The 24,744-nt window shown below is 64.8% G+C and carries 20 protein-coding genes; 9 read left to right on the top strand and 11 right to left on the bottom strand.

The window, feature by feature from the left end; translation table 11 throughout:
- Window positions 1–54: 54 nt before the first annotated feature.
- Window positions 55–483 carry a hypothetical protein gene (locus AB5Y50_RS07445; RefSeq protein WP_039040447.1) on the bottom strand — a complete coding sequence of 143 codons (429 nt, stop codon included), beginning with the start codon at window positions 481–483 and terminating at the stop codon, window positions 55–57.
- A 90-nt stretch (window positions 484–573) separates the two neighbouring features.
- On the opposite strand from AB5Y50_RS07445, the gene AB5Y50_RS07440 reads away from it, so the two are divergent.
- Together AB5Y50_RS07440 and AB5Y50_RS07435 are read left to right on the top strand one after the other, a co-directional pair.
- Window positions 574–1,242, top strand: a complete 669-nt coding sequence (locus AB5Y50_RS07440) for a response regulator transcription factor (protein WP_049637286.1) — start codon at window positions 574–576, stop codon at window positions 1,240–1,242.
- Window positions 1,239–2,495 (top strand): HAMP domain-containing sensor histidine kinase, encoded by a 1,257-nt coding sequence (locus AB5Y50_RS07435; protein WP_053288082.1) that lies wholly within the window; start codon window positions 1,239–1,241, stop codon window positions 2,493–2,495. Before AB5Y50_RS07440 ends, AB5Y50_RS07435 begins: the two co-directional genes overlap by 4 nt.
- Before the next feature lie 154 nt (window positions 2,496–2,649).
- On the opposite strand, the gene rimK is transcribed toward AB5Y50_RS07435, so the two are convergent.
- The 3 genes from rimK to metH all read right to left on the bottom strand — a co-directional run bounded on the left by rimK (window position 2,650) and on the right by metH (window position 8,581).
- Window positions 2,650–3,546: a 30S ribosomal protein S6--L-glutamate ligase gene (gene rimK / locus AB5Y50_RS07430; RefSeq protein ID WP_010672657.1), complete on the bottom strand. Its 897-nt coding sequence runs from the start codon at window positions 3,544–3,546 to the stop codon at window positions 2,650–2,652.
- Between the two features lie 204 nt (window positions 3,547–3,750).
- Complete coding sequence (locus AB5Y50_RS07425) at window positions 3,751–4,818, bottom strand: Gfo/Idh/MocA family oxidoreductase (RefSeq protein ID WP_053288081.1); 1,068 nt, start codon at window positions 4,816–4,818, stop codon at window positions 3,751–3,753.
- A 67-nt stretch (window positions 4,819–4,885) separates the two neighbouring features.
- Window positions 4,886–8,581 carry a methionine synthase gene (metH, locus tag AB5Y50_RS07420; protein WP_053288080.1) on the bottom strand — a complete coding sequence of 1,232 codons (3,696 nt, stop codon included), beginning with the start codon at window positions 8,579–8,581 and terminating at the stop codon, window positions 4,886–4,888.
- A gap of 204 nt (window positions 8,582–8,785) precedes the next feature.
- Between metH and AB5Y50_RS07415 the strand changes: the two genes are divergently transcribed.
- Both AB5Y50_RS07415 and AB5Y50_RS07410 read left to right on the top strand, forming a co-directional pair.
- Complete coding sequence (locus tag AB5Y50_RS07415; RefSeq protein WP_042880492.1) at window positions 8,786–10,063, top strand: sodium:proton antiporter; 1,278 nt, start codon at window positions 8,786–8,788, stop codon at window positions 10,061–10,063.
- A 471-nt stretch (window positions 10,064–10,534) separates the two neighbouring features.
- Window positions 10,535–10,711: a hypothetical protein gene (locus AB5Y50_RS07410; RefSeq protein ID WP_010672653.1), complete on the top strand. Its 177-nt coding sequence runs from the start codon at window positions 10,535–10,537 to the stop codon at window positions 10,709–10,711.
- Window positions 10,712–10,812: 101 nt separating this feature from the next.
- Here AB5Y50_RS07410 and AB5Y50_RS07405 read toward each other — a convergent pair whose 3' ends face one another.
- Window positions 10,813–11,334, bottom strand: coding sequence for a GNAT family N-acetyltransferase (locus AB5Y50_RS07405; RefSeq protein WP_010672652.1), 522 nt, complete (start codon window positions 11,332–11,334; stop codon window positions 10,813–10,815).
- A gap of 140 nt (window positions 11,335–11,474) precedes the next feature.
- Here AB5Y50_RS07405 and AB5Y50_RS07400 point away from each other — a divergent pair, with 140 nt between their 5' ends.
- Together AB5Y50_RS07400 and AB5Y50_RS07395 are read left to right on the top strand one after the other, a co-directional pair.
- Complete coding sequence (locus AB5Y50_RS07400) at window positions 11,475–11,738, top strand: hypothetical protein (RefSeq protein WP_039040440.1); 264 nt, start codon at window positions 11,475–11,477, stop codon at window positions 11,736–11,738.
- 74 nt (window positions 11,739–11,812) lie between these two features.
- Window positions 11,813–12,667, top strand: coding sequence for a neutral zinc metallopeptidase (locus tag AB5Y50_RS07395; protein WP_053288079.1), 855 nt, complete (start codon window positions 11,813–11,815; stop codon window positions 12,665–12,667).
- A gap of 73 nt (window positions 12,668–12,740) precedes the next feature.
- Here AB5Y50_RS07395 and AB5Y50_RS07390 read toward each other — a convergent pair whose 3' ends face one another.
- Window positions 12,741–13,418, bottom strand: coding sequence for an ATP-binding domain-containing protein (locus tag AB5Y50_RS07390; RefSeq protein WP_049637294.1), 678 nt, complete (start codon window positions 13,416–13,418; stop codon window positions 12,741–12,743).
- A 154-nt stretch (window positions 13,419–13,572) separates the two neighbouring features.
- On the opposite strand from AB5Y50_RS07390, the gene AB5Y50_RS07385 reads away from it, so the two are divergent.
- The 3 genes from AB5Y50_RS07385 (at window position 13,573) to AB5Y50_RS07375 (ending at window position 16,095) form a co-directional block, all read left to right on the top strand.
- Entirely contained in the window at window positions 13,573–14,889 is a 1,317-nt protein-coding gene (locus AB5Y50_RS07385; RefSeq protein ID WP_049637295.1) for an MFS transporter, read from the top strand.
- A 120-nt stretch (window positions 14,890–15,009) separates the two neighbouring features.
- On the top strand, window positions 15,010–15,732 hold the full coding sequence (locus AB5Y50_RS07380; RefSeq protein ID WP_049637296.1) for a MarC family NAAT transporter: 723 nt from the start codon (window positions 15,010–15,012) through the stop codon (window positions 15,730–15,732).
- A 159-nt stretch (window positions 15,733–15,891) separates the two neighbouring features.
- Window positions 15,892–16,095, top strand: coding sequence for a hypothetical protein (locus tag AB5Y50_RS07375; RefSeq protein WP_041212219.1), 204 nt, complete (start codon window positions 15,892–15,894; stop codon window positions 16,093–16,095).
- A gap of 103 nt (window positions 16,096–16,198) precedes the next feature.
- Here the strand turns inward: AB5Y50_RS07375 and tldD are convergent, their stop codons facing one another.
- The 5 genes from tldD to AB5Y50_RS07350 form a co-directional block, all read right to left on the bottom strand.
- A complete protein-coding gene (gene tldD, locus AB5Y50_RS07370; protein ID WP_161469776.1) occupies window positions 16,199–17,647 on the bottom strand; it encodes a metalloprotease TldD in 1,449 nt (482 codons plus the stop codon).
- Window positions 17,648–17,704: 57 nt separating this feature from the next.
- Window positions 17,705–18,511 (bottom strand): carbon-nitrogen hydrolase family protein, encoded by an 807-nt coding sequence (locus AB5Y50_RS07365; RefSeq protein WP_069785496.1) that lies wholly within the window; start codon window positions 18,509–18,511, stop codon window positions 17,705–17,707.
- Window positions 18,512–18,688: 177 nt separating this feature from the next.
- Complete coding sequence (locus AB5Y50_RS07360; RefSeq protein WP_069785495.1) at window positions 18,689–22,588, bottom strand: YhdP family protein; 3,900 nt, start codon at window positions 22,586–22,588, stop codon at window positions 18,689–18,691.
- On the bottom strand, window positions 22,589–24,058 hold the full coding sequence (gene rng, locus AB5Y50_RS07355; RefSeq protein ID WP_010672637.1) for a ribonuclease G: 1,470 nt from the start codon (window positions 24,056–24,058) through the stop codon (window positions 22,589–22,591).
- 79 nt (window positions 24,059–24,137) lie between these two features.
- On the bottom strand, window positions 24,138–24,725 hold the full coding sequence (locus tag AB5Y50_RS07350) for a nucleoside triphosphate pyrophosphatase (protein WP_010672636.1): 588 nt from the start codon (window positions 24,723–24,725) through the stop codon (window positions 24,138–24,140).
- Window positions 24,726–24,744 lie beyond the last annotated feature (19 nt).

The following is a 24,744-nucleotide window of genomic DNA, read 5'->3' as shown; positions in this document are numbered from 1 at the left end:
TGAGGTTTAACTATGGCCCCGGACGGGCAATTTTTCCCGGTCCGCCCTGACCGGTCAGTCATCCTCCCGGCACTGGCTCAGGCGCATGCCGTCAAACTTGCACTCCAGCTCCAGCCAGCGTCCCTCGAACGGGGAGAGGCTCCCATCCGAGGTGACATAACCCCAGATCCGCCCCCCTTCCACCGGCCCTTCCAGTTCCATCTCGTCCTCCTCTTCCAGCGCCTCCACCTCGCGAACGAGCCGCCGCGCCCCTGCCGCCGTCTCCTGCACGACCCCTTCCAGATCGACCCAGGTCCCGCCGAGATCGTCCTCATCCAAACCATCCTTGAAGCGGGTGCGCTCATCGATCACGAAGGGAATGCCGTTGACCATCAACTGGCCAAGCTGCCAGGTGGTGCGGCCCGTGAGCTTGAACTCAGCCGCCTGCACCAGACCAAAAGGCAATAGAATCAATAACCAGAAGGCGCGGAGAGACTTCTTCATCGGGGATCCTCGGGGTTACACTGGCACACAGGATGACCCATCCGGTGTGAAATGGCCGTGAAATAGCGGCGCAGACCAGGAGATCAGAGCATGAAAATACTGGTGGTGGAAGACAGTCCCCAGGTGGCGGAGACCATCATGGACTATCTGGCGCTGGCCGGGCACAGGGTGGACTGCGCCTATCACGGCCAGGCCGCGCTGCAACTGCTGGCCCAGGAGCGCTTCGACGTCATCATCATGGACGTCATGATGCCGCGCCTCGACGGCCTGCGTACCGTGGAGCGGCTGCGTGCGGACGGCATCGCGACCCCGGTGCTCTTTCTCACCGCCCGTGACAGCCTGGAGGACAAGCTGGCAGGCTTTCGGGCGGGGGGCGACGACTATCTGGTCAAGCCGTTCGCCATGGAGGAGCTGGAGGTGCGCCTGGAGGCCCTCAGCCTGCGTGGCCCCAGAGGGGACATGGGCGTCCTCGGCTTTGGCGATCTGACGGTGGATCCCGCCAGCGGCCGCGCCACCCGCGCCGGGGTGGAGCTCAAGCTCGGCAAGATCCCGTTCCAAATCCTCACCCTGCTGGTGAAGCGCGCGCCCCAGCTGGTGACGCGCCAGGAGGTGCTCGACACCGTCTGGGGCGACGAGGAGCCCGACTCAGACGCCCTGCGCAGCCACATCTATGCCCTGCGCAGCGCCCTCGACAAGCCCTTCCCCACCCCCATGCTGGAGACCCTGCACGGCCAGGGCTACCGGCTGGTGACCCCATGACGAACCCGACGCCGCCCCTTGCCTCCGGTCTGCCGAGCCTGCGCCGGCGCCTGGTGCTGGCGCTGGGAGGGGCCGGTCTGCTGCTGCTGGTGATCCTGAGCCTGCTGATGGTGGTGGCCGAGAACAAGATGGAGGAGCTGAGCCTGCGCCACTGGCTGGAGGCGGAGGCAACCCGCTATGACGACGACTGGTTGCGCCTCGGCATGGCTGCCCCCGCCCCCAGCCCGCGCCAGTTCTCCAGCTACTGGACAGAGGCGGGCCGCCTGCCCGCCTGGCTCAAGGCCTACCAGAGCCCCGGCTTCTTCGAGCATCAGCTGGGCCGGGAGGACAAGCACTTCCTGGTACGCGCCCACCCCTCGGGTCAGGGGCTGCTCTATCTGGTGTTCAACGACGATGCGGACGACTACCTGGACCCTTACGAAGCCAAGTTGCATCTGGTGACCCGCCTCATCGGCCTGGCCCTGCTGCTGGGGAGCCTCGCCTTCGGCATCTGGCTGGTGCGTCACATCACCAGGCCGCTGGAGCGGCTGCGCCAGCGGGTCGCCCACCTGACCCCGGATCAGGGGGACTTCGTGCCCGATGCCCCCTGGCAGGAGCTGCGAGAGATAGAGCAGGCGCTGCTGGCGGGCAAGCACGAGGTAGCCGCCGTGTTTGCCCGTGAACAGGAGTTCAGCCGCTTCGCGAGCCACGAGCTGCGCACCCCCAACATGGTGATCCAGGGATCCGCGGCCCTGCTCGGCAAGGTGAATGACCTGCCCGCCCCGGCAGCCCGCGCCGTCAGCCGCATCCGCGCCGCCGCCGACGAGATGGCCCTGCTCACCGAAACCTTCCTGCTGCTGGGACGCAAGGAGGCCGTGGAACGCCCGCCCCAGCAGGTGGCGCCGCTCATTCGCCGGGAGCTGACCCGCCTCGCCCCCCTGCTGCAACGGGAGACGCTGGACATTCGCCTGCAACTGGACGAGGAGAGCGAGGTGCATGCCCCCCTCTCCCTGCTCGCCATCGCCCTCGGCAACCTCTTGAAAAACGCCCTGAGCTACGCCGAGGGGCACATCGAGATCACCCTGCACGAGCAGGTGCTCACCATCAGCAACCCCACCGCCGCCGCGCCGGATCAGATCCTCGGCTACGGCTGCGGTCTCACCATCATCCAGCGCATCTGCGAGAAGCTGGGCTGGCAGATTGAGACCCGGCTGGAAGATGGCATCTTCAGCGCCCGGCTGGTGATGATCCCCGGCGCCCCCGGGGCGGCATAGCCCCCTCATTCCCGGCCCTTCTGCCCGGCTGTTCAACACAGTGGGAGAAGGGAGACACTTCCCGGCAAGCCCGCTGCCTTCCAGCCCACCCTCCAGATAGCAACAAGGCGCCCGAGGGCGCCCTGTGTTTACCTGTATGACACTCGTTTGGGGCTCATTCCGCCGGCTTGTGCTTGCGGCTCGCCTTGAGCTCGAGGAACTCGATGATCTTGCCCGCCACGTCCTTGCCGGAGGCGGCTTCCACCCCCTGCAGACCGGGGGAGGAGTTAACTTCCAGCACCAGCGGGCCGCGGGCGCTACGCAGAATATCCACCCCGGCCACGTCCAGCCCCATGATCTTGGCGGCCTGCACGGCGGTGGCACGCTCTTCCGGCGTGATCTTGATGGCTTCGGCGGTGCCGCCCCGGTGCAGGTTGGAGCGAAACTCCCCCGGCTGGGCCTGGCGGCGCATGGCGGCCACCACCTTGCCGTTGACCACCAGGCAGCGGATATCGGCGCCGTTGGCCTCGCGGATGTACTCCTGCACCAGGATGTTGTTGTTGGTCTGGATAAAGGCCTCGATGACGCTCTCCGCGGCCTTCTGGGTTTCGCACAGCACCACGCCAATCCCCTGGGTGCCCTCCAGCAGCTTCACCACCAGGGGGGCGCCCCCCACCATGGTGATGAGATCCGGTACGTCGTGGGTGCTGTGGGCATAGCCGGTCACTGGCAGGCCGATGCCGTGACGGGAGAGCAGCTGCATGGCGCGCAGCTTGTCCCGGGAGCGGGAGATGGCCACCGAGCTGTTGAGGGCCATGGTGCTCATCATCTCGAACTGGCGCAGCACGGCGGTGCCATAGAAGGTGATGCTGGCACCGATGCGCGGGATCACGGCGTCATAGCTCTCCAGCTCCCGTCCTTCGTAATGGATGGAGGGGCTGTGGGAGGCGATGTTCATGTAGCAGCGCAGGGTGTCGAGCACCTCGACCTGATGCCCACGGGCCCGGGCCACCTCGACCAGACGGCGGGTGGAGTAGTTGTTGGGCTCACGGGATAAAATGGCAATATTCATGGAAATGGCAGACCTGATAATCGGACTGGAGAGTATAAGGTGCCATGAACGACTGGCAACGCCAATCCTTTCCCCTCACCATGCGCGGTTCTGCAAGAACAGGCAAAAACCGAGAGTGCCGCACTCAAGAACGGACCAAAGCCAGGGACCGTTCTGCAAGACGGCGCCAGCCACCAGCCCTCATGTCCGATGGCGCCAGCGACGTCAATGGGGGCCGCGCAGCCCTTGTTGCAACTCAAGCAGCAGGGCGACCTCCTGCAAACGGCGCGCCGTGACTCCGGCCCAACCCGTGACAGGCAAGGGCGCCAGCAGGGTCTGGGCGATGCAGTGGCGATAGAGGGGCCCCTCATGTTGCCAGCCCCGCATCCCGTCGACGTCGTGATGGTGCAACCACTCCAGGTTGCCGCAGCGAAGCAGCTCGATGCGCCGCCCGTCCTTGAGGTGCAGGCAAAGCCCCTTCTTCTCCACCCCGGGACCGGCATACTTGTCGAGCCAGAGGGTCAGGGGCACCCCTGCCGCCTCGCCGCGCAGGCAGGCCCGCCCCTCGGCAGTCTCCAGATCCCCGCGCCGGATGGGCTGCCCCAGCCGGTCGCAGATGCCCTCCGCGATCAGGTGCAGGCGGTCGTCCCCACCCAGGGCCACCAGCAGTTCCCGGATCATCGCCAGCAGATGGGTACCGATGTCGAGGATCACCCCGTCTGGATGGCGCAGGACCCGCCGATCCGGCTCGCCGGTGGCGAAGTTGAGGGCATAGGGATGCCCCGCCTCGTCCAGGCCGCAGGGTTCCAGCAAAAAGCCCTCCACCGCGCTGATATCGGCGAGGGTGGCCAGCCCGCCCCCGGCGCCGTCTGATTCCCGAGGCTGCCAGCCTTCATCCAGTTTGCCGCTCAGCAGCAACTGCTGGACGGCATTGCGGGCCATCCAATGATCCAGCGCCAGCACCCTGGCTGCGACCTCGGGGTCCGCCAGCAGGGCGCGCAGGCGATCGCGCTGGGCCAGGGTGGCCACCACGGGTTTCTCCACCAGGATGAGGGGAATGGCGCTGGCCAGTGCCTGCTCCAGCACGGGCAGATGCAGCAGGGAAGGGGTGGCGATCACCAGCCGATCCAGGGGTTCGGCCAGCAGGGCTTCCAGGGTCGGCGCAGACATGACACCGGGCAGGGTGATGGCGGGATCAAAACCCCATATCTCGGGATTTTCCGCCAGGGTGGCAAGTGCAGGCAGATAGGCTGTCTGCACCACGGCCCCCAGACCGACAAATCCAATCTTCATGGCAACCTCAATATGGCGTACGTACCCGGCGCCTGCCCCGCACCGCGTGAGACGGGGCAGACGGGGATCAATGCAGGTTGGGCCCCAGCCAGCGTTCGGCCTCTGCCAGGGTCATCCCCTTGCGCATGGCGTAGTCTTCCACCTGATCCTGCTGGATCTGGGCCACGGCGAAATACTTGCTCTCGGGGTGGGAGAAGTACCAGCCCGACACCGCCGCCCCCGGCCACATGGCGTAGGACTCGGTGAGCTGCATGCCGATGGCCTGCTCCACGTCCAGCAGCTCCCAGATGCTCCCCTTCTCGGTGTGCTCCGGGCAGGCCGGGTAGCCCGGCGCCGGGCGTATTCCCTGGTAATTTTCGCGGATAAGCTCTTCGTTGCTGAGCGCCTCGTCCGGGGCATAGCCCCAGTGCACTTTGCGCACCTGCTCGTGGAGGTATTCGGCAAAGGCCTCGGCGAGGCGATCGCACACCGCCTGGATGAGAATGGCGTTGTAGTCGTCGTGGTCCGCCTTGTAGGCCTTGGCGATGGCCTCCTCGCCGATGCCGCCGGTCACCGCGAAGGCGCCGATCCAGTCGGGCTTGCCGCTCTCTTTCGGCGCCACATAGTCCGCCAGACAGTAGTTGGGGAAGCCCTGCTTCTCGCTCTGCTGGCGCAGGTGGTGCAGCACTTTTTTCACTTCAGTGCGGGACTCGTCGGTGTAAACCTCGATGCTGTCCCCCACGGCGTTGGCGGGGAACAGGCCGACAATGCCGGCGCAGCGCACGCTCTGATCCTTCTCCAGCTGGTCCAGCATGGCGTTGGCGTCGGCGTAGAGGCGCGTCGCTTCCTCCCCCACGACTTCATCCTCCAGAATGCGGGGGAACTTGCCCGCCAGCTCCCAGCTGAGGAAAAACGGCGTCCAGTCGATGTAGGGGCGCAGCACAGAGATGGGCACGTTTTCGAAGGTCTGCACGCCGGGCTCCCGGGGCGCCGGGGGCTCATAACCGACCCAGTCCAGCTGATGGCGGTTGGCCCGGGCATGGGCCAGGGAAACCGGCTTGGAGCGCGGCTGCTTGCGGGCATGCTGATCCCGGGCAATCTCGTACTCCTTGTCGATGCGGGCGACGAAGGCGGGCTTGAGCTCCGGGCTCAGCAGGCTCTGGGCCACCCCCACGGCGCGGGAGGCGTTGGAGACATAGACCACGGGCTCGGAGTAGTTCTGCTCTATCTTCACCGCGGTGTGGGCCTTGGAAGTGGTGGCACCGCCGATGAGCAGCGGCAGCTTGAACCCCTGACGCTCCATCTCCTTTGCTACGTGCACCATCTCGTCCAGGGACGGAGTGATGAGGCCCGACAGGCCGATGATGTCGGCGTTCACTTCCCGGGCCGTCTTGAGGATGGTCTCGCAGGAGACCATGACCCCGAGATCCACGATCTCGAAGTTGTTGCACTGGAGCACCACCCCGACGATGTTCTTGCCGATGTCGTGCACGTCGCCCTTGACGGTGGCCAGCACGATTTTGCCATTGCTGGAGCCGCCGGACTTCTCCGCCTCGATGTAAGGCTGCAGGTAGGCCACCGCCCGCTTCATCACCCGGGCCGACTTCACCACCTGGGGCAGGAACATCTTGCCGGCGCCGAACAGATCGCCCACCACGTTCATGCCATCCATCAGCGGCCCCTCGATGACGTGCAGCGGCTTCTCGGCCTGGGCGCGCGCCTCCTCGGTATCCTCCTCAATAAAGTCGGTGATCCCCTTGACCAGGGCGTGTTCGAGCCGCTTGCCCACCGGCCAGCTGCGCCACTCCTGATCCCGCGGATCCTCGGCCTGGGCGCCGGCACCGCGATACTTCTCGGCGATGGCCAGCAGCGCCTCGGTGGCGTTGTCGTTGAGGTTCAGCACTACCGCCTCGACCTTCTCTTTGAGCTCGGCCGGGATGTCTTCGTAGATGGCAAGCTGGCCCGCGTTGACGATCCCCATGTCCATGCCGTTCCTGATGGCGTGGTAGAGGAAGACAGCGTGGATGGCTTCGCGCACCGGCTCGTTGCCACGGAAGGAGAAGGAGACGTTGGAGACGCCGCCGGAGATCATGGCGTGGGGCAGGTGCGTTTTGATGTCCTTCACCGCCTCGATGAAGTCCACCGCGTAGTTGTTGTGCTCGTCGATGCCGGTCGCCACCGCGAAGATGTTGGGGTCGAAGATGATGTCTTCCGGCGGGAAGCCGACGCGGTCCACCAGAATGCGGTAGGCGCGCTGGCAGATCTCGAACTTGCGGGCCCGGGTATCGGCCTGGCCCACCTCGTCGAACGCCATGACGATGACGGCGGCGCCGTAGCGGCGCAGCAGTTTCGCCTGCTCGATGAATTTGTCCTCCCCCTCCTTCATGGAGATGGAGTTGACCACCGGCTTGCCCTGCACGCACTTGAGGCCCGCCTCCAGCACCTCCCACTTGGAGGAGTCAATCATCACCGGCACCCGGGCGATGTCCGGTTCCCCGGCGATGAGGTTCAGGAAGCGCACCATGGCCGCCTCGGCGTCCAGCATCCCCTCATCCATGTTGATGTCGATGATCTGGGCGCCGTTTTCCACCTGCTGCTTGGCCACGTCCAGGGCCTCGTCGTAGAGCCCCTCTTTTATCAAGCGCTTGAACTTGGCCGAACCGGTGACGTTGGTCCGCTCACCCACGTTCACGAACATGGAGTCCGCCGTGATGATGAGAGGCTCCAGGCCCGACAACCGGCAGGCCACCGGCAGATCCGGCAGGGCGCGGGGCTTGATGCCCGCCACGGCGTCCGCCATGGCGCGGATGTGGGTCGGGGTGGTGCCGCAGCAGCCGCCCACCAGGTTGAGAAAGCCGCTCGAAGCCCACTCGCGGATATGCTCCGCCATCTCGACCGCGTCCAGGTCGTACTCGCCAAACGCATTGGGCAGACCGGCGTTGGGGTGGGCGCTGACATGGGTCTCGCTGATGCGGGACAGCTCCTCCACGTACTGGCGCAGCTCGTCCGGCCCCAGCGCACAGTTGAGGCCGAACGAGACCGGTTTGACGTGACGAAGGGAGTGGTAGAAGGCCTCGGTGGTCTGGCCCGAGAGGGTACGACCGGAGGCGTCCGTGATGGTGCCGGAGATCATCACCGGCAGGCTGTAACCCAGCTCCTCGAACACCAGGTCCACCGCGAAGGCGGCCGCCTTGGCGTTGAGGGTGTCGAAGATGGTCTCGATCAGGATGATGTCGGCACCGCCCTCGATGAGGGCGTGGGTCGATTCGGTGTAGGCGGCCACCAGCTCGTCATAGGTGACGTTGCGCTTGCCCGGATCGTTCACGTCCGGCGAGATGGAGGCGGTACGGTTGGTGGGGCCCAGAACCCCTGCCACAAAGCGCGGTTTCGCCGGGTCCTTGGCGGTCCACTCGTCCGCCACGGCGCGGGCCAGGCGGGCCGCCTCCCGGTTTATCTCGGCCGAGAGCGCTTCCATCTCGTAGTCCGCCATGGCGATGCGGGTGGCGTTGAAGGTGTTGGTCTCTAGGATGTCGGCCCCGGCGGCACAATACTGGTCGTGGATCTCGCGAATAACGGCGGGACGGCTCAACACCAGCAGGTCGTTGTTGCCCTTGATGTCGGTATGCCAGTCGGCAAATCGCTCCCCCCGATAGTCCGCCTCACCGAGTTTGTAACCCTGGATCATGGTGCCCATGGCCCCGTCGATGATCAGGATCCGCTCCTTGAGACAGGCTTCCAGCCTGGTTGTGACATCCGCTTTCTTGTTCGACTCTCTGCTCGACACCGCTCGTACCCCTTACATCCATGCAACTGCGTGATGCCCATCCTAGCAGCAATCAAATTAAATGGAAATCTAGCCGTCTATCTGTCCGTGATGACGATTAAATATAACCATAAATAGGTAATGAGCATGATCTAACCCGGGAGTACCCTATGCCCGTCCTCAAGAGGGATACGTGCTTGCTGTTTACCAAAGAGAAAAATAACTATGAGCGTCTACTACACACTCTGCTTCCTGGCAGCGTTGGCGATCTTCATCGCCTTTGCCAACCAGTATGTTGTGAAGATCCAGACCACCATCGCCATCACTGCGGGCTCCATGCTGATCTCCGCGCTGCTGGTGCTGTTTGGCAAACTGGGTTGGTTCAATCTGGAGCCTCTCGCCATCAAGACCATGGAGAGCATCGACTTCCAGAACTTCCTGTTGAAGGGGATCCTGGGCTTCCTGCTGTTCGCCGGCGGGCTTGGCATCAACCTCAAGGCGTTGCGTAGCCAGAAGTGGGAAATCACCATTCTGGCCATAGCCGCCACCCTGCTCTCCACCTTCCTCATCGGCTACGGCTTCTGGTTCATCGCCAAGCTGCTGGGCTGGGACCTGCCGCTGGTCTACTGCATGTTGTTCGGTGCCCTGATCTCCCCCACCGACCCCATCGCCGTACTGGCCATCGTCAAGAAGATGAAGGCGCCACCCCAGATCGCCATCCAGATCGAGGGGGAATCCCTGTTCAACGACGGTGTCGGCCTCGTCATCTTCGCCACCGTGTTTGCCGTGGCCTTTGGCGGCGTGGAGCCCACCTTCGGCAGCGTGGCCGGTCTGTTCCTGCATGAGGCCCTCGGCGGCATCCTGTTCGGGGCCGTGCTGGGCCTCATCGCCCACGTGATGATCAGCGCCACCGACGACGGCTCCCTGGAGCTGCTGCTGACCCTCTGCATCCCGACCGCGGGCTTCGCCTTCGCCAACATGATCGGCGTCTCCGGCGCCCTGGCCATGGTGGTGACCGGCATCATGATCGGCAACTGGACCCGTCATTCCGGCTTCTCCGAGCAGAGCCAGCACCACCTGGATCACTTCTGGGAGTTGATGGATCAGTTCCTCAACGCCCTGCTGTTCCTGCTGATCGGTCTGGCACTGGTGCTGCTGGATCTGGCCTGGCGCGACTGGATCCTGCTGGTCATCGCGGTGCCGCTCTGCCTGGCCGCACGCTTCATCAGCGTCTCCCTGCCCTATGTGGCGTTCCGCAAGTTCCGCAGCTACAACACCTTCTCGGTGCGCATCCTCACCTGGGGCGGCCTGCGTGGCGGCCTGGCCATGGCCATGGCCCTGGCACTGCCATCCGGTGTCATGATGATCCCGGAACACAACGTCGATCTGCGCCAGGTGATCCTGGTGATGACCTACTCGGTGGTGATGTTCTCCATCGTGGTACAGGGTATGACCATTACCCCCATGATCACCGCCGCCAAGAAGGCCTGTGGCGACGCCTGAGCCCGTCCCTGACCGGCAATGAAAAGGGCTCCCTCGGGAGCCCTTTTGCCGTCCCCGTGGCAGTGAAAAACAGGGAATGACAGAGTGAGCGCACAATTAGTGTTTGCTTTTTACACATTTCGAGGAGAGAATGCGCGCCGGCTAGTTAATCAGCCCTGATTATGTTCGCAATGCTTCACCTCACGATGAATCCTGCCAGTACCCGCATAACCTTCTTCTGATTTACTCGCCTTGAGAACCGTTCAGGCTGTCTGCCTGCGTTGCCCGGCTCTCACGGTGCAGACCCGATCTGCCCACTCCCAAGTAGCATCATGCATCCGCGTGGTCCTTGGCGCCTTCCTTGAAAGTGCAGACGCCCCTGAACCGGGCTGGGTATTCCTGCGCGCTCGTCCGCCATCGTGCTGACCGCGCCCATTGACCTGACATTTGCCAATACAAGGAGCAAACACTTAATTTATATAGAGAAATACCATGATGAAACACGTACAGATCCGCAAACCCCTGCGTCGCAGCAAACCCATCAACCTGCCCGTGCAAGAGCACGACGACGATGCGTTCCTGATCCAGTTCAGCACCCGCTTCAGCGGCGGCTTCGCCATCTCCTGTGATGGCATCGCCGGCGAGTTCTCCATCGAAGAGCTCAACTGATCCTGCCTGCCCAGGCAGCGCCCGATGCAGACAGGCCGCAACTCACGGCGGCCTCCTTGCCTGACGTCATAGTCTGCATGGCCCCACCACCCGAGCGATGACTAGACCCCGCAAGTCTCCTTGTCAGGCGCCTCCAGCAGCAGGCACTCCTCCTCGCCGGCTCCCAGCCTGACCCGTTTGCCCTGACTCAGCCCCAGCTTGGCGAGTAGCCGGACCGAGCGCTCATTGCCCGGGGTGACGATGGCGACCACCCGCTCGATGCCGAGCCGTTCACGGCCATCTGCCATGGCCGCCCGCGCGGCTTCGATGGCATAGCCCTGGCCGCGCCAGGCGGGCAGGAAGGCATAGCCGATGTCTTCACAGGGCAGGGTATCGCGCTTGATCAGACCGCAGATGCCGAGCCTGGCTCCGTCTTCCCGCCGCACCACCAGATAGAGTCCGTGACCGTGGCGGGCATAACTGACCGCAGGCCCCTGCTGGATGTAGTTTTCGGCATCCGCCAGGGTACGCACCCCGCGATCGCCGATGTAGCGGTGAAAATCACCATCGTTGAGCAGTTCGAGAATGAAGGGGGCATCGACAATGGTCAGTTCGCGCAGTTCCAGGCGCTCGGAGAGGATCATGACATGGGCTCGTTCGGCAGAGAGAGTGTCCAAGACTGCTCCCGCCCCGCTTCCTTGGCAAGACCCGGAGGATATTTTCGCCCCCGGGAGCCGCGTCCCCGCTATACTGCCCACCCCATGGAACAGGCAGGAGAACGGCCATGACCGATACCCCCGAATTTTTTGATGAAGAGACACTGCTGGAGATGGTGGAGAACCAGCTCGCCGACGGCCATCCCCTCCAGGTGAAAGCCACCCTGATGCGCCTGGTGATGAAGGGCACCCCGCGGGAAGAGGCGCTGCAATACATCGCCTGCGCCCTGGGCGCCGAACTCATGGCCATGGAAGCCGAACAGGGCCCCTTCAACCTCGTCCGTTACGGCGAGTTCCTCGACAGCCTGCCCGAGATGCCCTGGGCCGAATGACCCGGGCCGATTAGGCAAGCCCCGGCGCCAGCCATTATCATTACCGCCACCACCAATGACGGGAGTATGGGGATATGCGCTGGCAAGATCGCCGTGAGAGCAACAATGTGGAAGACCGACGCCAGCAAGGCGGCGGCAACGGGGGCGGCGGCCTGCCCATCGGTGGCAAGGGGCGCCTGATCCTGCTGGTGATGGTCATGGTGGCGGGGTACTACGGCGTGGACCTCGGCCCCCTGCTGCAGGATCCGGCCCCGCAGAGCCAGCCCCAGCGTCAGAACTCGTCCCAGACTGCCAACGATCCCCTCGCCCGCTTCACCTCGGTGATGCTCGCCTCCACGGAGGACGCCTGGGGTGAGATGTTCCAGCAAAGTGGCAACCACTATCAGGCCCCCAGACTGGTGCTCTATCGCGGTGCGACCCGCACCGGCTGCGGCCAGGGGCAGTCGGTGATGGGGCCCTTCTACTGTCCGGCCGACAGCACCGTCTACATCGATCTCTCCTTCTATCAGGACATGCGCGACAAGCTGGGGGCCGACGGCGACTTCGCCCAGGGCTATGTGATCGCCCACGAAGTGGGCCACCACGTGCAGAACCTGCTCGGCATCTCCACCAAGGTGCGCCAGCAGCAACAGGGGCTGAGCCAGGTCGCCCAGAACCGGTTGTCGGTCAAGCTCGAACTGCAGGCGGACTGCTTCGCCGGGGTCTGGGGCCACTATATGGAAAAAGAGCAGGTGCTGGAACGCGGCGATCTGGAAGAGGCGCTCAACGCCGCCCAGGCCATCGGCGACGACAGGTTGCAGCAGCAAGGTCAGGGCCGGGTCGTTCCCGACAGCTTCACCCACGGCACCTCGGCCCAGCGCCTCGCCTGGTTCAAACGCGGTTTTGACAGCGGCAAGCCCGCCAGTTGCGACACCTTCGCCGCCCGCTGAAGGGGGCAAACGCAAAGGGGCCGATTCCTCACGGAGCCGGCCCCTTTCCTTTCTCACCCGAGGGGGTCTTCCCTCATTCGGGATCCTCCGCCAGCAGATCGGTGAAGACGAAGCCGTCCCGCAGCACCGTCTCCCCCACCCGGATGGGCAGGGGATGCAGGAACATGGGGCCGTCCCAGGCCAGGGTGTGAAACTCCCCGTTCTCGCCGCAGGGATCCACCCCGGCGGGCAGGGCAGCCAGCAAGGCCGGACCGAATTCATGACCACCTAACCCGGCGTCCAGCTTGCCCGGATCCAGGGTGCAGACCCTGGCCTTGAGCCCGGCGTCGATCATCGCCTGCGCCAGCTCGGTCGTGTCGCTGCCCCAGAGCGGGAAGAGCGGCGTGATGCCGGTCCCCGCCAGTTGCCGCTCCCGATAGGCGCGCACATCCTCAAGAAAGAGATCCCCGAACGCCATGTGGTGAATGCCCTTGGCCTGCACATCGGCGATGAAGCCCGTCATGATGCGCCCATACTCCTCGTTGCTGCAGGGCCAGGGCAGGTCGATGGTGATCAGCGGCAAGCCCACGCACTCAGCCTGTGCCAACAACAACTGCTTGCGCACCCCGTGCATGGCCACCCGCTCGAACGCCTGGTTGAGGGTGGTGAACAGCCCCACCACCTCGATGGCCGGATCCTCGCGCAGGCGATGCAAGGCCCAGGCGCTGTCTTTTCCGCTGCTCCAGGAGAGCAGTACCTTTTTCTTCGTCATGATCTCTCCAGCTACTTGCCGCACCGTGCTGCAAGACAGTGTTGCGAATTGTGCGATTTACATTGCGGGACACAAAAGCATACCCTCGTGGGTGAGCGTATCCCCGCAGCACACCGGGGAGAATAACTAAAAAAACGATGGGAAACATAAGGATATGAGTAAAGTCAGCACATCGCACGACCACGGTCGCCCCCTCAATCGACAGGATTACAAGACCCTGAGCCTGGCGGCGCTGGGCGGCGCCCTCGAATTCTACGACTTCATCATCTTCGTCTTCTTCGCCGTGGTCATCGGCGAGCTCTTCTTCCCGGCCGACATTCCCGAGTGGCTGCGCCAGTTCCAGACCTTCGGCATCTTCGCCGCCGGCTACCTGGCCCGCCCCCTGGGGGGCATCATCATGGCCCACTTTGGCGATCTCATCGGCCGCAAGCGGATGTTCACCCTCAGCATCATCCTGATGGCCTTGCCGACCCTGCTGATCGGCCTGCTGCCCACCTACGCCGTGCTCGGCATCGCCGCCCCCCTCCTGCTGCTGCTGCTGCGGATCCTGCAAGGGGCCGCCATCGGCGGGGAAGTCCCCGGTGCCTGGGTCTTCGTGGCCGAACACGTGCCCGCCCGCCGGGTCGGTGTCGCCTGCGGCACCCTCACCGCGGGGCTGACCGCCGGCATCCTGCTCGGCTCCCTGGTGGCGACCGCCATCAACCGTGGCATGAGCCCGGGCGATGTGAGCGACTGGGGCTGGCGTCTGGCCTTCGTGCTCGGCGGCGTGTTCGGCATCGTCGCCATGTACCTGCGCCGCTGGCTGCACGAGACCCCGGTCTTCGCCGAGATGCAGGCCAACAAGTCCCTGGCCGAGGAGCTGCCCCTCAAGACGGTGCTGCGTGAGCACAAGGGCAGCGTCGTCGTCTCCATGCTGCTGACCTGGCTGCTCTCCGCCGGCATCGTGGTGGTGATCCTGATGACCCCGACCTATCTGCAGAAGGTCCACGGCATCAGTCCGGCCGATGCCCTGACCGCCAACTCCCTGGCCATCGTCGCCCTCACCCTGGGCTGCATCGTCTATGGCCGCCTGATCGATGCCATCGGCAGCGGCCCTACCTTCATCCTGGGCTCCCTGCTGCTGGCCGGTGCCACTTACTCCTTCTACCACAGCCTGGCGGCGGGCACGGATCAGCTGGTGCCCCTCTACATGCTGGTGGGCTTTGCGGTGGGGATCGTCGGCGCCGTGCCCTACGTCATGGTCAATGCCTTCCCGCCGGTGGTGCGCTTCTCCGGGCTGTCGTTCTCCTACAACGTGGCCTACGCCATCTTCGGCGGCCTCACCCCCATGCTGGTCACCCTCTGGATGAAGAACGATGTGCTGGCCCCCTCCCACTATGTGGTCAGCCTGGCCGCCCTCGGTTTCGTGCTCGGCATCTGGCTCTGGCTGCGCCAGCGCGGCCAACGCCAGGCCACCCCGCAGGCCGCCTGATCCTTCCCAAGCAAGCCCCGCACTGTCGGGGCTTGTTCTTTGCGGATATCATCGACCGGGTGGCGGTCCGCTGCGGACCTGCCAGCTCACCCCAATCCGTCCATCTGCCCGAGGTCCACTATGTTCTTCCAGGTCGTCTTTCTCGCCTTGCTGGCCCTGCTGCCCATGGTCAACCCGCCCACCACGGCCACCCTGCTGCTGGGATTGAGCAAGGGCATGTCCCGCGAGCACATCCGCCGTCAGATCAACATGGCCGCCCTCTATCTGTTCGCCACCCTGTGCGTCAGCTTCTTCATCGGGTCCTCCATCCTGGATCTGTTCGGGATCTCCATTCCCGGCCTGCGCCTGGCCGGTGGCCTCATCATCGCCTTCATCGGCTTTCGCATGCTGTTCCCCTCGCCAAACCAGTCTGCCGGGGTCGAGGCCAACCAGAATATCGCCTTCGTGCCCCTGACCATGCCCAGCATGTGCGGACCCGGCACCATGGCGCTGGTGATCAGCGGCGCGGCCCAGATCGCCGAGCTGCCGGCCGAGGCCGATCGCGTCGTCATCTATGCCGCCATGGTCACCGCCTTCGCCCTGATGAGCCTGATCAGCTGGGGTGTGCTCAAGCTGGCAGATCCCGTGTGCAAGATCCTGGGAGCCACCGGCATCGACGCCATGACCCGCATCATGGGTTTCCTGCTGGTGTGCATGGGTATGCAGTTCTGCATCAACGGCGTCAAGGAGGTGGCGCAGGATCCCGTCTTCCATGGTCAGGTGATGGAACAACCCGCTGCCGCCTTGCCGACCCATGCCGGATCTACCACCTTCGATCATCTCGCCGTGCCGCGCCAGCCCTGATTGAAAACGGTGTCATTTTTCGTGCAAATCCCTCCTGATCTTGCGCCTGATCATATTGCCTTCATCTTGATGGGGTAGTCTGGTTTTTGTACAGGCAGGGTTCAGAAGGTTGCCGCTAGCGTGGCATGTGCTGACCCCATCACTTGAGGAGATATGCAAATGGAAAAGATGCTGACCGAGATTGGAAGCTACAGCCTGTTTCATGAGTATCTGAACGTGGTCGGTGCCGCCAGCCCCGCGCTGACCCGGATCAAGACAGGATGGGAGTTCAAGCGAAAGGATCGCCTGCTCGCCCAGATAAGGGTGGATGACCACGGCCACGCCCGCTTCTTCATCGACGCCCGCGCCATTTCGGTCAACTGACCCGACCCCTTTCCCAGCCCCGGCGCCTGCCGGGGCTTTTTATTGCTTGCGCGTTCCAATAAAAACCCCGGCGCCGGGCCGGGGTTTACAAAGGTGTGTGACCTTACTGGGTGCCGCCCACGGTGAGCTGATCCAGCTTGAGGGTGGGCTGGCCGACACCGACCGGCACGCTCTGCCCCTCCTTGCCACAGACCCCGACTCCGCGATCCAGCGCGAGATCACGGCCCACCATGGAAACCTGGCTCATCGCCTCGGGGCCGTTGCCGATCAGGGTCGCCCCCTTGATGGGCGCGGTGATCTTGCCATCCTCGATGAGGTAGGCCTCGGAGGCGGAGAAGACGAACTTGCCGGAGGTGATGTCCACCTGGCCGCCACCGAAGTTGGGGGCGTAAATGCCCTTCTTCACCGAGGCGATGATCTCCGCCGGATCGTACTGACCCGCCAGCATGTAGGTGTTGGTCATGCGCGGCATCGGCAGGGCGGCGTAGGATTCGCGGCGGCCGTTGCCGGTGAGCGGCACCCCCATCAGGCGGGCGTTCTGCTTGTCCTGCAGGTAACCCTTGAGGATGCCGTTCTCGATCAGCACGTTGTAACCCCCCGGCGTCCCCTCGTCGTCGATGGAGACGGAGCCGCGCCGACCCGGCAGGGTGCCGTCATCGACGATGGTGCAGTGTTTGGAAGCCACCTGCTCGCCGATGCGCCCGGCAAAGGCGGAGGAGCCCTTGCGGTTGAAGTCCCCCTCCAGACCGTGACCCACCGCCTCGTGCAGCAGCACACCGGGCCAGCCGGCACCGAGCACCACCGGCATGGTGCCGGCCGGGGCGTCGATGGCCTCCAGGTTGACCAGGGCCTGGCGCACCGCTTCGCGCACATAGCCAAACGCCCGGCTCTCGAGCCCGTCCAGCTCGAGGAAATGGTCGTAACCGAAGCGGCCACCGCCCCCCGCGCTGCCGCGCTCACGGCGATCCCCCTTCTCGGCGATGACGGTCACCGAGAGGCGCACCAGGGGGCGCACGTCGGCGGCCAGGGTGCCATCGGTGGCGGCCACCAGGATCTCTTCATAGACCCCGCTGATGGAAGCCATCACCTGATTGATGGCGGGATCCAGACTTCTGGCGAACTTGTCCATCTGCTCCAGCAGGGCAATTTTCTGCTGCTTGTCGAGGGTCTGCAGGGGATCCAGCGCCGGGTAGAGCAGGTTTGCTTCGGTGCGAGCCCATGCTTTTACCTTGCCGTGAGCACCGGCGGCGGCGATGCCGCGAGCGGCAGTCACCGACTGTTGCAGCGCCAGCAGGCTCAGCTCGTCCGAGTAGGCGAAACCGGTCTTCTCGCCGCTGACGGCGCGCACCCCCACCCCCTGATCGATGTTGTAGCTGCCATCCTTGACGATGCCGTCCTCCAGCATCCAGGACTCGTGCCAGCTGCGCTGGAAATAGAGGTCGCCGAACTCCACCTGATGGCTCATCAGGCTGCCGAGCAGCTGTTGCAGCCGCCCTTCGTCGAGATCGTTCGGGGCCAACAGGGAGGCACTAACCTGGCTCAATAGACTCAAATCTTTCTCTCCACTCTCATGCGAGATGTCGTAACGGTTAAATCCACGGCCGCGGGCTCACAACAGGCGGGCGTGTTGCAGCACCGGCATGGTGCGTTTCAATTCATCGACCAGGGCCCCATCCAGCGGCGCCAGCACAGTGCCCTGCCCCGACGCCCGACAGGCCAGCACCCGGCCCCAGGGGTCGATCACCATGCTGTGGCCCCAGGTCTGGCGCCCCGTCTCGTGGGTGCCCCCCTGGTTGGCGGCCACCACGTAGCACTGGTTCTCGATGGCACGGGCCCGCAACAGGGGCTCCCAGTGCGCCTCGCCGGTGACGGCGGTAAAGGCGGCAGGCACCAGCAGCACCCGGGCACCGGCCCGGGCCAACTGGCGGTACAGCTCGGGAAAGCGCAGATCATAACAGATAGAGAGGCCGAGGGGACCAAAGGGGGAGTCCACCAGCACAGGCTGATCACCCGGGCTGAAGGTCTCCGACTCCCGGTAGCGGCCGTGATTGTCCGCCACGTCCACGTCGAACAGGTGGATCTTGTGGTAGTGCCCCTTGAGCTCGCCGTCGGGATCGAACACCAGGGTGCTGGTGTGGATGTGCTCGGCACCGGCGATGGCGGTGGGCATGGCCCCGGCCACCAGCCAGATGCCGTGGGATTTGGCCCAATCAGAGAGTTGCTGCTGGATTGGGCCATTTCCCAATGGCTCTGCCCCGTCCAGATACCCCTGCCGCTCGCCAAAGAGGGCGAAGTTTTCCGGCAGCAGCACCAGCAAGGGGCGCTCCCCGGGCAGACTCGCCAGCTCGGCGGCGATCCGCTCCCGGTTATCCTGCCAGGTACGACCCGATATCAACTGCATGGCGGCTAGCCACATGACGCGCTCCTTCTGTTGGGCGAGCCGATGGCACAAGGCCTCCTCGGCTCGCAGGGCAATATCCGCACTCTTCTGTTGGGCGAGCCGGTGACACAAGGCCTTCTCGGCTCGCGGGCAATATCTGCACTATGAGGGGTTTGGCGGCCGGGGGAAAGTCCCCCAGCCCGGCGCTGGCCCTCAGCGCTGACCCGAGCCCTGATGCTTGGGATTGAGCAGGAAGGGGGTGACCTCCTTGGCGGGCAGGCCGGGCGCCACCGCATCCACCGCCTCCTTCTGCTGCTGGTTGAGCTTGATGCGGGCGCGATCCCGCCCCGCCTCCACCAGCCTGGGGGCGTCCAGCGGGCCGGAGACCCGAAAATCGATACGGGTCACCACGTCCACCACGGGCTCCAGCAGCTTGGAGAGGGCCAGCACATAGAGCCCGGTGATGGGAGTCAGGGAGAAGGCCGCCACCACGGGCAGGGTGCCCCCCAGGTTCGGGGAGAAGCTCAGATCAAAGTCGAGCCGCCAGCGCACCAGATCCGCGATACCCTTGCCCCGCAGGTTGCCCGCGGCCCCCTTCATGTAGAAGTCGTTGTTCTCCACCACCCCCTGATGGACCTTGGCGGAGGCGGACATGGACTCGAAATAGAAGCCCTTGTCGAAGACGTCGCGAAAATCGAGGCGCAGCTTGCGCATCAGGGAGTCGAGGCTCAGCAGGGAGAGCAGTCGGGCCCCCTTGTCGTTGACCTCTCGCAGGGTCCCCCCCTCCAGCTGGTAGTCGGCGCTGCCCGCCAGGGTCGGCAGGCTCAGGCGGTAGGGCACGTCACGCCAGTTCAGATCCAGCGCCAGCTTGCCCGGGGCATCCCCGATGGGCGAGGTGTAGCCGAGCCGCTTGAGCAGCAGCTCGCTGTTGCGGGTCTCGAGGTTCACCCTGGCACGGGTCTGCATCTGGCTGCCACGGGCCAGCCACTCGGCGCTGCCGCGCAGGGTGCTGCCCGCCAGGCGCATCTCCAGCCCCTTGAGACTCATCTTGTCGGCCCCCGGGATCAGCTCCCCCTTCACCTCCCCCAGCGGCAACTCACCGAAGCGGCAATCCACGCAGCTGAAGGTGAGCCAGGGGATGGCATCCATGATGGCCTTGTCCTGTCTGGCATCGGGATCCGGGCTCAGATCCGAACTCTTGCCGGACCAGTAAATGCGGGCGAACTTGGCATCGATGGGCTGGCGATCGGAGACCGGCAGGCGCACCACCCCCATCACGTCCGGGCTGTCGATCATCACCTCGGTGGCCTGATTGACCGGCCCCAGGGTGAAGTGCACCGCCTTGAGGCTGGCACTGCCGATGTCGGCACGGGCCAGCTGGCCATCTACCCACCACTCCTGGGGCAAGAAAGCGGGACCCACCACCGCATTGTCACTCGGCGCCGTGCCAGCCGGCAGCCACTGCTTGAGACGTGCCAGCCAGCCGGCTACGTCCGCCTGCTGCTGGTTGATGGCGAGCAGCATGGGCTTGTCCTGCATCACCCGCGCCCCAGGCTGGCCGATATTGACCCGCACCCGGCTAAGATAGGGCACGCCGTCGCCGTACACCAGGCGGCTCTGCATGTCGATGTCCGCCCCCAGCACGGCGCGGATGTCGGCGCTGCCATCCCGCCCACGGGCCGTCACCTTGAGGGGCAGCCGGGTACCCGCCGCCTTGGTCAGGGGCACGGGCAGATCCAGCCCCATGCCCTGCAGGTTGGAGTCCAGCGCCAGCTGGAAGCTGAACGCCTTGTTCTCGGGCAGGGTCAGCCCCAGGGTACCCGACCAGTTGCTGCGCCCCTGGAGCATCTCGAGGGCCGGTATGTCCCGGCGCTGGCGGCGGCTGTCCCACTGCCCCTGGAACTTGAGGTCGGCCTGATAGCCGTGGGGCAGTTGCCGCCCCTGATAATCCAGGGTCAGCGGCTGGTTCCACAGGCTGGCCTTGAGGTTGTGAATGCGCGTCTGCTCGTTGTCATACTCGAGCGTCCCTGCGACCCCGTCGAGGGGCAGATCCAGGGAGGCGATCCTCACCTTGTTGTCCTTGAAGCTGGCTTCCCCGCTGGCCTTGACCTCCCCCTCGCCATCCAGCGGTATGTCGAGCTTCACCGTACCCTTCATGGGGCCGCGGATCTCCACCTCCCGCAGCGCCTGACCGACGGATCCCCCCAGCGGTGAGTCCTGCAAATAGTCGCTGATGGCCTTGCCCTCGCCCTCAACCTTGGCATCCACGTAGAGGTGGGCCCCCGGATAGAGGTCCGGGATCCAGGCGTGCACCGAGTCGGAGCTGGCCTTGCCGAGCTGGGTGGCGCGGCTGTTCATGTCGAGGCTGGCGTTCTGGAACAGCAGATCGATCTGCAGGTCGGTCAGCGGCTGCCAGCCCGGGAAAAACTCGTAGGTGGCCTGTTGCAGCGGCACCGCCACCTGGAAGACGCCCTTGCCGTTGTCGTAGGGGAAGTCACGGAATTCGCCGTACCAGAGCAGGTCGGCCCCCTTGGCCTTGCCCCCCTTGATGGCGCCGCTCAGGTAGCTCACCAGCCCCTCATCCATCACCGCCAGGGGGTAGTAGCGATCCGCATGGGCCGCGTTCTTGACGTCGATGCGCCCGGTCAGGGCGAGGAAGGGGTGCTCGAACAGCTCGAGGCGAAACCGGCTGGCGAGGCGCAGATCCGGGTTGTCCAGGGCAATGTCCTGGCCATAGAGCACCCAGCCTTGCGGCGCCCGCCACCAGTCGAGGGCCGCACTCAGGCTGTCCACCGGGATGGGTTCCTTGAAGTGGCGGGCCGGATCCACCTTGCCCTTGCCCAGGGTCAGGCGGGCACGCCCCCCGTTCGGGGTCAGCCAGAAGTCGCCGTCCAGCTTTTGCAGACCGGGCACATCGTGCCAGGCCCGGGTCCCGAAGCCGCGCAGTTGCCCCTGCAAAGAGAGCCCCTGCCAGTCCCCGTCGGCTTGCAGGACCAGCTCCTGCAACTGGCCCCTTGGCCGGGTGCGCTTGAGGGTCTCAGTCAGCTCGGGATAGAGGCCGGAGACCAGCTGGCTCAGGTTGGCAATCTGGTCGAGATCGATGGCGGGCACATAGCCCTGGATGCGCGAGCCGATGCGCTCGAGCTGCAGGCGGCTGTGCAGCCAGGTGGCGCCATCGAGCTTGAAGGTGACGTCGTGGCTGGCGAGCTGCCACGCCTCGCCGTCCCGGCGCAGCTGGATCTTGCCCCCCTGCAGGTCGAGGCGGTGCGGCTCCCCCTTGATCTCGTCTTTCCAGATCAGGTGGTTGTTGCCAAAGGCCAGCAGGGAGTTGCCGAGCCTGCCCTTCTCGAACTCGCTCCAGAGCTGGAAGTCGAGCTGGCCGCTCACCGGCGGCGCGCCGGCGTGGATCCTGGCCAGCATGGGGCTGATGTCCAGCTCTCTGGCCCCCAGATAGAGCTGGCCCTTGAGGCGGTCGAGCCGCACCTCGGGGGCATCCACATCGATGATGAGGTCCAGGGTGCTCTCCCCCACCCCGTTGATGAGATAGGCCTTGCCGACCCCCTGATGCCGCTTGCCGCGGTTCTGCCAGCGCAACTGGGCGATGTCGAGGGCGCGCACCTCCCCCAGTGCCGTGGTGAGGCTCAGGCGAGTGTCGTGAATGTCGAAGGTGGAGAGCTGGGTCAGCAGGAAGCGCAGCAGGGCCTCCTGCTGGTTCGCGCTCTTCCCGCTGACGGGGGTGGCGGGCTGGGTCATGTCCAGCGCGATGTTGCCGTCGCTCAGGATCAACTGGCCAAACACCGGTCTGAGTTCGTTGAGGGAGCGCCAGAAGTCGAGGTGGGCCCACACCTTGCCAAGGCGCAGGGAGAAACGCCCCGAATCGGGGGCGATGGCCAGTCCTTCCAGCCCGATTGCCGGACCGCGGGGAGTCCACTCCAGCCCGACGTGATCCACGCTCACCTCGAGCTGACTCTCCCCGAGCAGGGTCCCTATCACGGCCGCCCGGTGCTGGTTGAGCAAGGGGCCGCCCAGTCGTACCACGCTGACCAGAACGGCCAGCAGCACGAAGAAGACTCCGAGGGCCAACCAGCCCCGACTCAGCCAGCGATAGACCAATTACATCATCACCACATCGAACTGTTCCTGCCCACAGAGCGGCTCGGAGACCACCCTGACCTGCTTGCCGATGAAGACTTCAAGCTCCGCCAGACTGTGGGACTCCTCCCCCCGCAGGTAATCGGCCACCGAGGGGGCCGCATAGACGGTGAACTGATCCGCGTCGTAGGCGCGGTTGACCCGGATGATCTCCCGCAGGATCTCGAAGCAGACCGACTCCACCGTCTTGACCCGGCCGCGCCCCTTGCACTCGGGGCACTCGGCGCAGAGCACGTGCTCCAGGCTCTCCCGGGTGCGCTTGCGGGTCATCTCCACCAGCCCGAGCTGGGAGAAACCGTTGACGTTGGTCTTGGCCCTGTCCTTGGCCAGCGCCAGCTCCAGGCTGTGCAGCACCCGGCGACGGTGATCCTCGGACTGCATGTCGATGAAGTCGATGATGATGATGCCGCCGAGGTTGCGCAGCCGCAGGTGACGGGCGATGGCGGCAGTGGCCTCGACGTTGGTGTTGAAGATGGTCTCTTCCAGATTGCGATGGCCGACGAAGGCCCCGGTGTTGATGTCCACCGTGGTCATGGCTTCGGTCTGGTCGATGATGAGGTAGCCGCCGGATTTCAGCTCCACCTTGCGCTCCAGGGCCCGCTGGATCTCGTTCTCCACGTCGTAGAGATCGAAGATCGGCGACTCGCCGGTGTAGTACTCCAGCTTGTTGGCCAGCTCGGGCACGTACTCCTCGGTGAAGCGCTTGAGCTGATCGAAGCTCTGGCGCGAGTCGACCCGGATCTTGTCGAGCTCAGCACCGACGAAGTCACGCACCACCCTGAACGCCAGGCTGGGATCCTCGTAGAGGATCTTGCAGGGGGGATACTTCTGCTTGCGCTCGAGGATCTTGCGCCACAGGCGCTTCAAGAAGGCGGCGTCCTGCTCCAGCTCCTGCTCCCCCACCCCTTCGGCGGCGGTGCGGATGATGTAGCCGCCCAGTTCGTCCACATAGCCGGCCACGGTGCGCTTGAGGCGCTCGCGCTCCGCCTCGGATTCGATGCGCTGGGAGACCCCCACGTGGGCACTGCCCGGCATGAAGACCAGATAACGGGATGGCAGGGTGATGTCGGTGGTGAGGCGAGCCCCCTTGGTACCGAGCGGGTCTTTGACCACCTGTACCATGATGTCCTGCCCCTGGCGCACCAGTTCGGCGATGTTGCCGGCCTGGAACTGCTCCTTCTCCTTGATCGCCACGCACTCGGTATGGGGGACGATGTCGGAGGCGTGCAGGAAGGCGGCCTTGTCCATGCCGATGTCGACGAAGGCGGCCTGCATGCCGGGCAGCACGCGGCTGATCTTGCCCTTGTAGATGTTGCCCACGATGCCGCGCTTGGCCTGACGCTCCACATGCACTTCCTGCAGCAGACCGTTCTCGACCAGGGCGACCCGGGTTTCGGAGGGGGTGACGTTTACCAGCAGTTCTACCGACATAAGTTACCTTGCCTTTCTAGTTTTGAATTCTGGCACGACGAACAACGGGTAACTCAGCAGCGCACTGCTGACGAGAGGATTACCGGGTCTGCTCGAGGTGCTGCTTGATCAACAGGTCCGTCTCCAGCAGGGGCAGGCCGACCACGGCACTGTAGCTCCCCTCGAGGCGACTGACGAATTTGCCGGCAATGCCCTGGATAGCATAAGCGCCCGCCTTGTCGCACGGCTCGCCGGTGCGCCAGTAGGCTTCGATCTCGGCCTCGTCCAGCTTGCGAAACGCCACGTTGGTGGTGACCAGTCGCACATCGCACCGCTCCGGGGTGGCCAGGGCCACCGCCGTCATCACCTGGTGTACCCGCCCGGAGAGGGCTTCCAGCATGTCCTTGGCGTCCAGCAGGTCGGAGGGTTTCTCCAGCACCCGCTCCCCCAGCACCACTATGGTATCGGCCCCCAGCACCGGCAGCGCCGTGGGCGCCGCGGCCACACCGGCCATGGCCTTGTCGCGGGCCAGCCGGCAGACGTAATCCTGGGGCTTCTCACCGTCGTTGCGCAGCTCCGGCACATCCAGCTTGAGGACCTCGAAACGGTAGCCCAGGCGGGTCAGAAGCTCGTGCCGGCGGGGGGAGCCCGAGGCGAGATAGAGTTGCAGTTCGTTGTGCTTGTTCATACTTCACTCAATGAGACGA

Source organism: Aeromonas sp. s6, from assembly GCF_040907815.1.
GTDB classification, from domain to species: Bacteria; Pseudomonadota; Gammaproteobacteria; order Enterobacterales; family Aeromonadaceae; genus Aeromonas; species Aeromonas caviae.
The sequence above is the reverse complement of the archived record's forward strand: the minus strand, read 5'-3'. Positions and strand labels throughout refer to the sequence as shown.

What these genes read in the sequence shown, in the direction of transcription:
- AB5Y50_RS07445 (WP_039040447.1), bottom strand. Translation starts at nt 483, where the DNA reads ATGAAGAAGTCTCTCCGCGCCTTCTGGTTATTGATTCTATTGCCTTTT.
- AB5Y50_RS07440 (WP_049637286.1), top strand. Translation starts at nt 574, where the DNA reads ATGAAAATACTGGTGGTGGAAGACAGTCCCCAGGTGGCGGAGACCATC.
- AB5Y50_RS07435 (WP_053288082.1), top strand. Translation starts at nt 1,239, where the DNA reads ATGACGAACCCGACGCCGCCCCTTGCCTCCGGTCTGCCGAGCCTGCGC.
- rimK (WP_010672657.1), bottom strand. Translation starts at nt 3,546, where the DNA reads ATGAATATTGCCATTTTATCCCGTGAGCCCAACAACTACTCCACCCGC.
- AB5Y50_RS07425 (WP_053288081.1), bottom strand. Translation starts at nt 4,818, where the DNA reads ATGAAGATTGGATTTGTCGGTCTGGGGGCCGTGGTGCAGACAGCCTAT.
- AB5Y50_RS07415 (WP_042880492.1), top strand. Translation starts at nt 8,786, where the DNA reads ATGAGCGTCTACTACACACTCTGCTTCCTGGCAGCGTTGGCGATCTTC.
- AB5Y50_RS07410 (WP_010672653.1), top strand. Translation starts at nt 10,535, where the DNA reads ATGATGAAACACGTACAGATCCGCAAACCCCTGCGTCGCAGCAAACCC.
- AB5Y50_RS07405 (WP_010672652.1), bottom strand. Translation starts at nt 11,334, where the DNA reads ATGATCCTCTCCGAGCGCCTGGAACTGCGCGAACTGACCATTGTCGAT.
- AB5Y50_RS07400 (WP_039040440.1), top strand. Translation starts at nt 11,475, where the DNA reads ATGACCGATACCCCCGAATTTTTTGATGAAGAGACACTGCTGGAGATG.
- AB5Y50_RS07395 (WP_053288079.1), top strand. Translation starts at nt 11,813, where the DNA reads ATGCGCTGGCAAGATCGCCGTGAGAGCAACAATGTGGAAGACCGACGC.
- AB5Y50_RS07390 (WP_049637294.1), bottom strand. Translation starts at nt 13,418, where the DNA reads ATGACGAAGAAAAAGGTACTGCTCTCCTGGAGCAGCGGAAAAGACAGC.
- AB5Y50_RS07385 (WP_049637295.1), top strand. Translation starts at nt 13,573, where the DNA reads ATGAGTAAAGTCAGCACATCGCACGACCACGGTCGCCCCCTCAATCGA.
- AB5Y50_RS07380 (WP_049637296.1), top strand. Translation starts at nt 15,010, where the DNA reads ATGTTCTTCCAGGTCGTCTTTCTCGCCTTGCTGGCCCTGCTGCCCATG.
- AB5Y50_RS07375 (WP_041212219.1), top strand. Translation starts at nt 15,892, where the DNA reads ATGGAAAAGATGCTGACCGAGATTGGAAGCTACAGCCTGTTTCATGAG.
- AB5Y50_RS07365 (WP_069785496.1), bottom strand. Translation starts at nt 18,511, where the DNA reads ATGTGGCTAGCCGCCATGCAGTTGATATCGGGTCGTACCTGGCAGGAT.
- rng (WP_010672637.1), bottom strand. Translation starts at nt 24,058, where the DNA reads ATGTCGGTAGAACTGCTGGTAAACGTCACCCCCTCCGAAACCCGGGTC.
- AB5Y50_RS07350 (WP_010672636.1), bottom strand. Translation starts at nt 24,725, where the DNA reads ATGAACAAGCACAACGAACTGCAACTCTATCTCGCCTCGGGCTCCCCC.